The organism is Deinococcus malanensis, assembly GCF_014647655.1.
Lineage (GTDB): Bacteria > Deinococcota > Deinococci > Deinococcales > Deinococcaceae > Deinococcus > Deinococcus malanensis.
Genome location: NZ_BMPP01000009.1, coordinates 88,286 through 101,248, shown reverse-complemented (window position 1 = coordinate 101,248; position 12,963 = coordinate 88,286). Strand labels below are relative to the sequence as shown.

At 64.6% G+C, this 12,963-nt stretch carries 5 protein-coding genes; all 5 read left to right on the top strand.

The annotated features are described in order from the left end of the window. Positions 1–256: 256 nt before the first annotated feature. Complete coding sequence (locus IEY49_RS11860) at positions 257–751, top strand: hypothetical protein (protein ID WP_189008747.1); 495 nt, start codon at positions 257–259, stop codon at positions 749–751. Positions 752–823: 72 nt separating this feature from the next. Continuing rightward, positions 824–3,058: a beta strand repeat-containing protein gene (locus IEY49_RS11855; RefSeq protein WP_189008744.1), complete on the top strand. Its 2,235-nt coding sequence runs from the start codon at positions 824–826 to the stop codon at positions 3,056–3,058. A 135-nt stretch (positions 3,059–3,193) separates the two neighbouring features. After that, positions 3,194–5,977, top strand: a complete 2,784-nt coding sequence (locus IEY49_RS11850; protein ID WP_189008742.1) for an isopeptide-forming domain-containing fimbrial protein — start codon at positions 3,194–3,196, stop codon at positions 5,975–5,977. A gap of 3 nt (positions 5,978–5,980) precedes the next feature. Continuing rightward, positions 5,981–10,744 carry a DUF11 domain-containing protein gene (locus IEY49_RS11845; protein ID WP_189008739.1) on the top strand — a complete coding sequence of 1,588 codons (4,764 nt, stop codon included), beginning with the start codon at positions 5,981–5,983 and terminating at the stop codon, positions 10,742–10,744. 938 nt (positions 10,745–11,682) lie between these two features. Continuing rightward, a complete protein-coding gene (locus IEY49_RS11840; RefSeq protein ID WP_189008736.1) occupies positions 11,683–12,948 on the top strand; it encodes a DUF11 domain-containing protein in 1,266 nt (421 codons plus the stop codon). The last annotated feature ends 15 nt before the right edge of the window (positions 12,949–12,963 follow it).

Sequence of the window (12,963 nt, the reverse complement as noted above, 5' to 3'; positions counted from 1 at the left end):
CCAGCGGCCTGCATGGAAGCTTCTTGCAAGCTCCGGTCAGGACAGAGAAAAGCTGTGCTTCACGGAGGCCAGCCATAACAACCGGCTGGCCGGGCTGCAGGCGGCACCGGAATTCACCATTATCCAAAAAATCTTAATGACTCATGTAAGCGGCATGTAAGACCCTTACACATACCTTCATGAAGCAAGGGAAAGGTGTAGGCACCTAAATGTGATTCACATATTTCCTCATTTCACTGCCCTTTCAAGGAGTCTCATGAAGCGTCACACCACCCCGGTTCTTCTAACCCTGCTGCTCGGCACCGCCATCGCGCAGGGCAGCAGCCCCCTGGACCTCAAACTGGCCCTGAATGTCGTCAAGTCCGTCACCGAGAACGGCAAAGTGGCCGAAAAGTTTCTGCCCGCGCAGGGCAATGTCCCGGGGGACGTGCTCAGCCAGGTGGTGACCGCCAGAAACGTCAGCAGCAAGGCCGTCAAAAACGTTCAGATTCCCCTGAATGTGCCCAAGGCAACATTCTACCTCGCTCCTGAGAAGGCCGTGGATACAGCCCGTACCGAATACAGCATCGACGGCGGCAGGACCTTCGCGCCGGCTCCCCTGAAACGAAAGGTGACCCTGACCGAGAACGGCAAGAGCGTGACCCGGGAAGTGGAAGTCAAGCCCAGCGAGTACCAGGCGGTCCGCTACACCATTCCCGAACTCAAGGCCGGGCAGGCGCTGAAGCTCGGCTACCGCGTTCAGGTCAAGTAACACCCTTTTCACGGTGCTCAGGCCCCAACTGGCCATGGCAACAGCACGGCAACCTTTCGTCAAGGAGAACCAATGAACGTCAATACCAAAGTCCTCGCCCTGGTGGCCGCCCTGGCCGCCGGAAGTGCCAGTGCCCAGACCACCAGCCCTCTTGAACGGACCAGCGCAACCAACGCGGGCACGGTCATCACCAACGTGGCTACCGCCACTTACGATGTTCCGAACAACGATGGCACCGCCGTGAGCACCACCACGACCTCCAACACCGTGAGCACCACGGTTGCAGAGAAAATGGGCTTCGACATTACCTACACCAACGGTGCTGACGCTGACGCGACCGATACCGCTGCCACAGCCATCAGCAGTTACCAGAAGCCCAATGTCGTTCCTGGCTCGACCGTCGTGTTCCCATACGTCGCGGTCAACAACGGCAATGCCAGTCAGAGCATCGCGTTGGAGTCCGCGACGACCAGCGGGGTGTCCAACGTTGTCTTCTTCGCCGCCAACCCCGACGGGAACAGTGACGGCCTGCTGAGCTCCACGGAACTGACAACCGCCAAAGGCATCACCGGCAATGTTCTGACCAGCGTCACGGTCGCGCCCAGTGGTGACGATCCTGCCACCACTGCGGTCGAGACCAACTCCGGGATGGTCACGTTCTACATGGCCTATGACGTGACTGGAAATGCCAGCGCTGTCGTCGGGGCGACCCCGATCGGCCGCGGCAAAGTCTGGGCCGACACCAGCAACGGCGGCACCGCGCCCGGGGAGAACGTCACCGTCACCGAGCAGAAGGATCCTGGCAGCCCGGCCTATGACGACCTGTGGTACCAGTACAGCAGCGCCACCATCATCGCGCCTAACCTGACCAACAACCCGCAGCCAGTCACCACCGAAGTCACGCCGCCCACCGGCACGGCCACCTCCGGCTACACCAGTGGTACCACCCTCATCACCGTCAGCGGTGACCAGCAGGTCGCCTATCCCAAATCCGACGGCATCTCCGACACTGCCAACGACAGCGTGACCTTTACCAACACCCTGACCAACGGCAGCGGTACCTCCGACACCGTCGCGCTGACGGTCGAGGCGAACACCACCACCTTCGTCAGTGGCGGCGTGACCTACACCGTCACCCAGACTGTGACCTCCACCGGCACGGCCGGTCAGTACACCGTCGTGCAGACGGTCAAGGACCCCAGCGGCGCCACCGTAAATATCACCGAAGTCACCGCCACCATTTCCACGCCTTCGCTGCTGGTCGGTGCCAACTCGAGCGCCAACTACACGGTCACGGTCAGCTACCCCGATCAGGACATGGCCAATCCCTACCCCATCCTCCTGAAGATTGGCGCCGACTCCGGGAACGACGTGGACACCACGCCGAATGACTTCACCTTCGATACCATCCTGGCACCCGCCATGATGTTTGGTGATACGTCGGGCAGCAGCAGCGACCTGGCTGTGGCTACCGGCACTGCTGACACCGTCAACAAGCTCGGCACTGCCGGCAATGCCGTGACCTTCCCCATGGATCTGGTGAATCCCGGTGAGTACGCCGACACCTACACGCTGTCCGGCTATACCGTTATTGCTCTTACCGACGGCACGAAGCAGGTTCTGGCGATCAACTACAGCGGCGTGGGCGTCACCCAGACCGGGACCGTCAGCGTCACCGACTCCGTGAGTGGCCTGAGCGCCATCATCCCCGTCTACACGACCGGTGCCGTCAGCGCGAACAGTGAGTTCGGCGTCACAGCCAGCGTTGCCCTGCCTATCAATGTGACCTCCACTGCCGGCACCAACTACGTGCTGAGCCAGACGGCCAAGGCACAGTACAGTGGCATCACCCTGACGGACACCAACGACAGCATCACGGTCGCCGCCGCCGGCAGCCTGGCCCTCGCCAAGTTCACGCAGGGCACCGCCACCCCCAACGAGCCGATCAACGGCATCACGGCGCCCAGGGGCTATACCTCTGCCAACACCAGCTACGCGCCTGGTGTGAACTACAGCTACCAGATCATCGCCAAGAACACCTACAACACCAGTGTCCGGAACTTCTCGCTGTCCGATACGCTGAGCAGCAACCTGAACTTCGTATCTGTCAGCGGCGCGGTCACCGGCAACGGCACGGCCACCACCGTCATCTACAGCACCGACGGCACCACCTGGAGCAATAGCGCTCCTGTCAGCGGCACCACCTTCTACGTCGCCGTGGATGATCCCAACACTGATGGCCTGCAAAAGGGCAGCCTGGCCCCCAATGCCCAGCTGACCATGACCGTCACCGTCAACATCAAATAAGCTGCTTTCCGGCGCACCTCTGCCTTTTGCAGGGTGCGCCGTTTTACAACATCAGACGACTTTTGAGATCCAGCACATTTGAGTGCCGTTACCTTCCCTCGCCAGGCGAACCGCCCTGATTCAAGGAGCCCACCCGTGAAACGCCTCCCCCGATTCCACACGCTGCTCCTGCTGGGCATCACCAGCCTGGCGGGGGCGCTGACGCCTTCCGGCACGGTCATCAGCAATCAGGTCAGGGCAGAGTTCATCTCACCGGTCACAGGTCAGCCCGAGTCCGTCCTTTCCAATTCTGTGCAGACGGTCGTCCAGAGTGTGTGCGCAGCCAGCGTCACGCCCGACGGCACAGCGGCGCAACCCGCGCGAGTCTTGACTCGCCTGCCAGGAGAAAGCGCGGTGTTTGCCTATACCCTGGTCAACGCGGGCAACGATTCGTTCACGTTCCCGGTGTCAGGGCGCGTCGAGGCGGGTGGTCAGACGACCACGCTGCGGGTCGTGCAGGATCTGAATGGCAATGACCGGTTCGATTCCGGGGAACCGGACGTGAGTGCCGCGACTCTGGCTGCGGACGCCAGCATAAAGCTGCTTCTGGTGACAGGGCCCCTCAGCGAAGGCAGCACGCTGGTGAATCTACTAAGCGGCTGTGCCGCCGGCTCCCGCGACGAGAACAACGTGAGCCGCGTCGATGTGGGCCCCCCACCAGCACTTGCGGTCAGCAAGACCTTTACGCCAGCATTGTTACGTCCTGGTGCAGAAACCACCGTGGATGTCGTCGTCACCAATACTGGGGCGGGAGAGAGCCGCGAGGTAATTCTCACCGACAGGCTCGCCGACCAGGCAGCAGCAGGCCTGACCTACGTGCCTGGAAGTGCCGGTGCGACCTCCGGTACCCTGGAATTTACCACCGACGGAACCACCTGGACAGCGCAGGAAACCGCGCCGGTCCGCGGCGTGCGGGTGCGCAAGGACAGCCTGAAGGCAGCCGAGACCCTCAGGCTGTCCTTGCGCATGCGCGCCGCTGAAGCAGCCACTGGCCGGGTGATTCCCAATACCGCCACTGCCCTGACCGGTGGGGTGGAAGTGAGCGGTACAGCGAGTGTGGATGTCCGTTACCTGCCCGCCGTGGCCATCGGCCCGCTGGGACAGCCCGAAGCGGAAGAAGGCAGCCAGGCCGATCAGCAGTCGCGTAATTTTGGGGTGGTGGGGCAGGCGGCGTGCTTTGACCACACCGCCAAGAACACCGGTGATGTGGCCGACCTGTACCGCGTCGAGGCGGCCTTCCCACAGGGCGCGGCGAAGGTAACGCTGCTGGGGGCCGACGGCCAGCCACTGGCCCAGCCGTTTGCCCTGCAACCTGGCCAGAGCACCACCGTGCGCGCCTGTTACGAGCCGCAGCAGGCCTCGCCGTTTTCGGCCCTGCTCACGATCAGGGGCGAGCGCGGCACCAGCAACGCGACCACCGACCGGCTTCAGAACGTCGAGGCAGGGCTGCCCGAGCTGCTCAAGAGCTACCGCGCGACCACGGTGGGCGATGACGGCAAGACCGTGGACGTGGCGCAAGGCCGCCCCGTGCGTGCCGGCGATACCGTCGCCTATATCCTCAGCGTGCGCAATCCCTACACCCGGCCCCTGACCGCTGTGACCGTGAGCGATGCGCTGCCCCCCCACGTGGACTTTGCCAGTGCGTCGGCGGGCGGCCAGAAGACAGGCGCGCCTGGACAGGAAACCGTCACCTGGGCGCTGGGCACCCTGGCGCCCGGCGAGATCCGCACGCTATCGCTCACCACGCGCGTCAGTTCCCGCGCGGTGGACGGTGAGGCCCTCAAGAACACCTTCGGCATGGTCACGGCCGAGTTCCCCGATTCCCTGAAAAGCAATGAGGTCGCGACCCCGGTCTGGCAGGCCCGGCTCTCGATCACCAAATCGGTCAGCAGCCGCGAGGCCACCTTCGGTGACCGTCTGGTCTACACCCTGACTATCACCAACCATTCGCAGACCACCGCCATCGTGGACGCAGTGATCGTGGACACCGCTTCCAAGGGACTGGAGTACGTTCCCGGGACCAGCACCCTGAACGGTGAGGCCCTGGAAGATCCGAACGTCGTGACCGGGCAGAACACTTGGACCTCCACCTGGACCCTCAAGCAGATTCCGGCCGGCGCCACGGTTACCGTGACCTACGTCTTGCGGGTGACCCCGGAGGCTTCCGGCGAACTCCTGAACGTGGTCCAGGCCATCGGCAGCGGAGCCGGGGGAACCGCGCTGGCCATCGCCAGCAACCGTGCCCAGGCAGTGACCCGCCTGAACCTGCTGCAGTTCGCCCCGCAGGCCGACATCCTGGGCGTGGTCTTCGTAGACCGCAACCGCAACGGCCTGTACGACGAGGCGCTGGACACGCCGGTTGCCCGTGCCCGCGTGCTGTTGGCCGGAGGCCGTGAGGCCCTGACCGACGAGCGTGGCCGCTACAGCTTCGGCAACGTGCGCATCGGGACCCACGCCTTGCGGCTGGACCCCAGCACCACGCCCTATCAGGCGCTGATCACCCACCAGGCCGGTGGTCTGAGCGGCACCAAGACCGTGCATGTGACGGGCCTGACCAGCGTCGACTTTCCCCTCGCACCGCCGGGAGGAGACATCAGTGTGCTGCGGCGCACCACCCTGAGCCTCGGGGACGTGAGGGTCGAGAAAACCGTGTTCACACGTCCTGGCGGCTACACCGTGCGGCTGAGGATCGTCACCCCCCGAAACCTGGAAGGCGTCACATTAACAGATCCACTTCCAGCCGGAGCCGTGCTGAAAGAAGGCCGCAATAACCTGAACGGTACCTTGAGTGCAGGTGAGACATTTCTCACTTATCACTTCGACTGGACCGGCGAGCCCCGCGCTGCCACCACTGATCCGGTGATGACCTGGAGGTACTGAAGCATGCGCACCAAGTTCAATACTTTCGCCGGCTCTCTGACGGCCCTCCTGGCTGTCGGTGCAGGGGCAGCCGCCCAGGAGGGCAGCACCAGCCTGCCGGTCACCAGCATCGGCGACGCGTTGATGTGGTCCGCCGGCGATCAGAACCTGAACCTGGATGTGCCGGTCGACAACCGGGTGCGCCTGGAACTGTACAGCCCGCGCCTGGACCCGGCCGACTACCGCAGCGACACTTACTACGGCGACGAATCCTACAACCTGAAGGTCAAGATGACCACCACCTTTACCCTGCTGCGCGCCGATGGTACCGCGGTGCTTTCCCGCACCTTCACCCCCGGCGCACAGGAATGGGTCACGCTGCTGGACCAGGACCTGCCGGCCGGGCGCTACGTGCTGCGCGCCTCCACCCAGGGTGCGGGAAAAAATACCTTTGCCGTGCGGCTGGCCGGAGTCAGCGCCGCCCTGAGCGCCGATCACCTGACCGTGAATGTGCATTCCCGCGACTGGGTTCCGGTCATCAATGTCACCACCGACGGGCAGGGCTATGCGCTGCGCATGTACGACGGCGACGGCCCCACCGAGCTCGAGGCCCGGCTGCGTGACGCCCGGGGCCGCACCTACCCCCTGACAGTCAGTGCCCAGCTGAGTCACACCGACCTGCCCATGCCCGCGCAGCCCGGCACTTACACGGTGGAGCTGCGTCAGGCGCCGGGTGCCCGGCAGTTCAGCAACGCGGTGGGCTTCAGCCTGTCGCGCCAGGGCGCCCCCCGCCCCATTGCAGTGGCCCAGGTGGACCAGACCGGGCAGCTGCGCCTCAGCGCCGAACTGCTGCTGCCGGGAAGCAGCGTCCCGACCCAGGCGGACCTGATGGTCGGTGGGCAGCCGGTGCAGGTCAGCGGTTCCCAGACCCGCACGACAGCCGCCGGCACCTTTCCGCTGACCGTGGCCGAGGTGCCCGGAGCCCAGGTCAGTGCGCCCTCCAGGGTGACCGTGCCGCGCGGCGGCGTGGGCGAGGCGCGCGTCCAGGTGCGCCCGCAGGTGAATCTCAGCCTGCAGAGCGACAAAACCGCCGTGTGCGTGGGCGACACGGTGACCCTGACCGCGCGCGCCACCACGGCCTTCACGGGTCTGCTGCCGCTGGACCTGCAACTGGTCCTGCCTGAAGGAATGCAGGTCCAGGGCCCCTCCTCGCTGAAGGGGGAGTTCAGCGTCGCCCGGCCCGGCGAGGTGCGCGTGACGGCGACCGCCAGCACCGCCGGGCCGCTGACCTTTACGGCCCGCCTGAATCCCTGGGAGCAGGCGAAGAGCGTGCAGGTCAATGTACTGCCGGCCTCTACCAGCCTGCAGCTGACGCGTGCGCCGCTGGCCGATACCACGGTCGGGGACACCGTGGAGGTGCAGCTACAGCTGACCAATACGGCGGCCCAGCCAGTTCCGTTTACCCTGCGCGACCAGCCCGGCGAGGGCCTGGAGCCCCTGGACCCCACCAGCTTTGAAGGCACCCTGCAGGCCGGTGAAACCCGCACCCTGGGCTACCGCGCGCGGGTCACGCACAGCGGCGCGGCGCGCCTGAATGCCACGCTGGACACGCCCGCGTGCCCCGCACCGCAGGTGGTAACCGGCACCCTGCTGGGCGTCAACCCACCTGCCCCGGAGCCCACCCCGGCCCCCACCGCCCCGGTCGCCCAGCGCAGCAGCGTGATTTCCATGCCGTTCGACGCGCCCGGCGGCTCTATTGATGTGGTCATCGCCCACACGCTGCCTGAAGGCGCTTCCCTGGTTCCCGGCAGCAGCCAGCTCGACGGTCAGGCCCTACCGGACCCCAGACGGGGCGCGGGCGGCACGCTGTACTGGGTGGTGCCCACCACGGTGGACCGGCGCGGCGTCACGCGCGGCACCGTGACCTATGAACTGCGGCATGCGCAGGCCCTGGGAGAGATGGCCGCCCCGGCCCTGCTGTCGCGCTTTCCTGGTGACCGCCACGAGCTGATTGCCGGGCGGGTGGACCTGAAGGACCTGTCGGCGGCTCAGGCACTGACCCAGAGCGCGCAGGCCGCCGAGAACGACGGCGCCATCAAACTGCCGCTGCAGGGAGCACAGATTCGTGTGCGTGACCGCGTCAGCATCGTGGTGGAAAGTCCGCTGGACCAGCCGCCCCCCACCCTGACGTTGGCCGGACGTGCGGTGAGCACCAGCCTGATAGGGCAGACCACCGAGGACCCCACAGGCAACGTGCGCCGCCTGACCTATGTGGGCGTGCCTCTAGAAGTTGGCCCGAATGTCATCGCCTGGGGCGACGAGACCGTCACTGTTTACCGGGTAGGCGACACGCGGCAGGTGGAAGTCAAGCCCGTACAGCTGATTGCTGACGGCAGCACCCCTCTGCGTCTTGTTATTCGCACCCTGGACGCTTTCGGCCACGTCACGCCACAGGCAAGCGTCGCCATACGCACCAACCTGGAAGTCCGTGGTCAACCCCGGAGCACCAGCGGGGGTTATGACGTTCGCCTGACCAACGGGGAGGGCGTGCTGGAACTGCAGCCGCAGGCCTCGCCGACCACCCTGAATCTGGACGTGCTGCAGGGCAATGACGTCAAACGTTACAGCTACGAGGTCAAACCCGGTGACCACCGTGTGGGGATCGGGGTGCTCAGCGCGACCATCGGCCTGGACGGCAACTTCAACCTGGGCGACGACCTGACCTGGCAGGCCCGCGCCACTTACGAGGGACCGCTAGCCAATGGCAAGCTGTACGTCGCGGCTGACAAGGAAGGGCTGCCGACTGAGCGCAACACCCTGAACCGGTATACCGGCTACGGCGACAGCAGCGTCGAGAGCGTGCCGCTGCAGGGCATCGATCCGGTGGCTTTTGCCTACGATCACCCGAGTTTCCGGGTGCAGTACCGGCGCTCCAGCCTGCCCGTCAGTGTACTGCCGGTGGGCGAACAGCTCACGGCCCTGACCGCCTACAGCAAGAGCAACCCCGCCGTGTCGGGCTTCGTGGCGCTGGTGCCCAGTGACCGCGTCAGCGGCGAGCGCCTGACCCCGCAGGGCAACCGGCTGCTGCGTCTGGCGCGCGGCAACATCAGCGAGGGCAGCGAAACCCTGGAAGTGGTGACCCTGGAACGCGGCAGCGGCAAGGAACTGCGGCGCACGCCTCTGACCCGCAACGCCGATTACCAGCTGGACCCGAGCACCGGGATCATCACCCTGGCCCGCGCCCTGGACGCCGTGGACGGCAGCCTCAACGACGTGGTCGTGCTCGCCTCCTACCGCCTGAACAGCGCCCTGGATCAGCGCGTCCTGGCCTACGGCGGCCAGGTTCAGTACAAGGCCCAGAATTTCACAGTGGGGGCCGCCGCCGTCAGCCTGGACCAGCGCGTCACCCTGGGCGCCCGGGCCACCTACGACAACGGCACCACCCGCGCCGACGGTCTGTTGGCCTATTCGGGCGGCCTGCAGGCCAGCGCCGACTTCGCCACCCGAGTGGGCCAGAGCAGCTTGAGCGCCAAGTTCCGTTACCAGGACGAGGGCTACGTCGGCCTGGCTCCCCAGACGCCGGGGCTGAGCGTGCGTGCCAGTCTGGCCGCGCCCATCACTTCCAACCTCAGCGCCGCGGTGGACGCCGAGTATCACGCACCGGCCGGGAAAGATGCCGAGAACGCGCGCGGGGGCAGCGTCACGGCGCGCGCCGATTACCGCCTGGCACCCTTCAGCATCGGCGGCGGTCTCAAGTATGCCTTCGGGGACGTCAGCGGTCTGGGCGCGGTGGTCAGCGCCGGCTATCACCGCGACCCGGTGGACGTGGACGTCGTGCATACCCAGCCGCTAAGCGGCAACCTGTCGCCGGAAACCAGCGTGAGCATGCGCTACAAGTTCAGCCCCGAGCTGTCGGTGGGCTTTACCGACAAGATCACCTGGGGAATCGGGCACAGCGCGGCCGTGACCCTGGACAGCATGGTGGGCAATGTCAACTACGCGGTCGCCTACGAGCTGCCGGGCGCCTCGGGACAGGGCAACCGCGCCCGCTTCGGGGTAAGCACCAGCCTGCCTGTGGCCGAGAACCTCACGGCCGGACTGCGGGCCAGCGCGACCTACAACGTCAACACTGCCCAGGTGGAGGCGGGGGCTGGTGCAGACCTGCACTACAAGACCGGCAGCATGACCGCCACCAGCGGCACCGACATCAACTACGGCGCCCAGGGTTTCGGTGTGGTGCTGCGCGGCGGGGTCAGCGGGCAGCTCACGCCCAACCTCAACCTGACGGCCGACGGGCTGATGGAGTTCGGTGCCGGCAAGAACGGTCAGCGCGCTGCTCTGGGCTTTGCCTACCGCGACCGCGATTTCAACAGCCTGGGAACGGTGCGGTACGTCAGCGGCACCCTGGCCGGCGGTCAGCCGGAGCTGAGCAGCAACCTCAGCGCCGAGTACCGCCAGAGCAACTACGCCATTCGCGGCGGGCTCGACACGCGCACCCTGCTGCTCGACCGCGCCAGCTTCACGGCCCAGGCGTCCCTGAGCGGCACGTACTACCTGACCGACCGCCTGGGCGTGGGCGCCTGGGGCCGCATGATCACCCAGCCGGCCACCGGCACCACCGAGTACGGCTACGGGCTGGAGGCCAGTGTGCGCGCCCTGCCCGGCACCTGGATCACGGCCGGCTACAACCCGCTGGGCTTCAGCGGTATTGGAAGCACCTACACCAAACAGGGCGCGTACCTGCGCCTAGACCTGACGCTGGACGAAACGCTGGGCGGGGAGAAGTGAGCATGCAGCAGACACACGTTTTCTGGAAATTGCTACTGACGGCGCTGGTCTGGCTGCTGGCCTTGCAGGGAGCGGCCGCGGCAACCCCGGTGCTGAACATCACTCCAATTACCTGGGATATCATTGGCTTAGACAGCAACGATGTTAGTGTTGGCCCCGATACGTTCCCCGTAGGTGCCCGTGTATGCAATGTCGGAAGTACGACTGCTACTGCCGTTAGTGCTCAATTTAACTTTAACAGCGCTAACTCGCTCATAAATACAATAGGACTGACTCAAGTCAAGCTGGATGACCTGCCACCAGGACCACCACCTGCCCACTTCAATACTCTTAGTCGCGTGCCCGACAACTGTCGAGATGCGTACTTTAATGTTGTTGTAGTGCGGTCTGTAGCTGCATATAACACTACCCGTAGATATCAGATCACATCAAGCGCCAGTGGAGTAAGTTCAATCAGCACGCCTGCAAACAGGCAGCTCTATGTTGAGAAGCTCGTTTCTCAAGCCCGCAACTACGTAAAAAGCTTTACAACCGTGTCACCCGCAACATCCAGTGTGAGCGTCGGCCAGGTGATGCAATTTCGGTTGGAAGCCAGTACAGCGACTCAAGGGTACGAGCAGCTGGAAAACTTTCCAGTTCTACCCAACTCGGTTTACCAGATATTAAATGTGTCCACCACATATAGTGCACCCGGCGGCTCAGTAAACAGCTCTGTCTATGCGGATGCTTGTACATGGGACAGCAATACCAGTAGTACTAGCTACCGGTCATGCCTGGGGAAAGGCAAGGTTGGAGGAGATGTTACTACCATCTATACCGTTCGCATTATTGGCGGTGACACATCAACCATCTATAACCTCATCTACGACTTCTCCGGAAGCAGTTATCATTACAATACTGATTACGGCAAAACCAACGGTTTGCGTATCACCGCCACGGTGCCTGACCTGACGCTCAGCAAGACGCATACCGGCGATTTCACGGTGGGTCAGCCGGGAAGCTTTACCTTTACGGTCAGGACGTCCGGCGCGGACGTCTACGGCACCACCACCATCCGGGACACGCTGCCCACCGGCCTCTCGCTGCCGGACGGTCCGGTGTCCATTTCCGGCACCAACGCCGGCAGCTGGCGGTGCTCCTCGCTGAGCAACGTCGTGACCTGCACCAGCACCAACATCGATGCGCCCGGCGTGCCCAACACTCCACTGTTCAAGGTGGGGGAGAGCAGCACCTTCACGATCAATGGGATTGTCGTCGGCCCGGCAGCTGTCCCTGGCGTGACCAACACGGCGACCGTCAGCAATCCCAATGAAAGCTCAGCCACCACCAGCAACAACAGCGCGTCCGATCCGGTGAAGGTGCTGGCACCGGACCTGGCCCTGTCCAAAACGGCCGCTGCCTATGCCACCCCCAGCCTGCCCGGAGACCCGGCCGCCACCACACCCTCTCCGGCGACCATCAAGGTCATCACCTACACGCTCAGGGTGACCAACAGCGGGACAGGGGTAAGCAGCGGCCCGGTAACTGTAACCGACACCCTGCCAGCAGGCCTGCTGGCGACGGCGATCGGTGGCGAGGGATGGACCTGTGCCGCTCTGCCTGCGCTCAGCTGTACCCGCAGCGACACACTGCCAGCCGGAAGCAGCTACCCCGACATCACCCTGACGGTGCAGGCGCCCTTCACCACGGAACTGGAAACCACTCCCAGTTTGCGAGATTTCACGAATGTCGCCGTGGTCAGCGGGGGCAATGATGTCAGCACGTCGAACAACCGGGGCTCGGCCAACGTCCGGATGGTCTACGCGAAGCTGGCCAAGCAGGTCAGGAACGTATCGACCGGCTCTGCGTTTGCGCTGACCAGCACCGGAGCTCCGGGGCAGCTCCTGGAGTACTGCATCGACTTTGTCAATTTCGGCGGGACCGCCCTGAACAACTTCAATGTGAAAGACCACGTGCCGGGAAACACCTCTGCACTGCTGACCGGCTACAACACAGATGCTGGCAGCATGGGCCGCGCTTACGGCATGCGCCTGACCCGCAATGGAACGGTGACCTACCTGACCAGCGCTGTGGATAGCCTGGACAGGGGCAGCCTGAGCACCTCCGGCGGCTCGTTCGGCGCGGGCGTCATGGACGCGATTCTGCCCACGGCGCTCGCCCTGAACGAGACGGGCAACGTGTGTTTCATGGCTGCCATCCGGTAACCCCTTCGAGAAGAG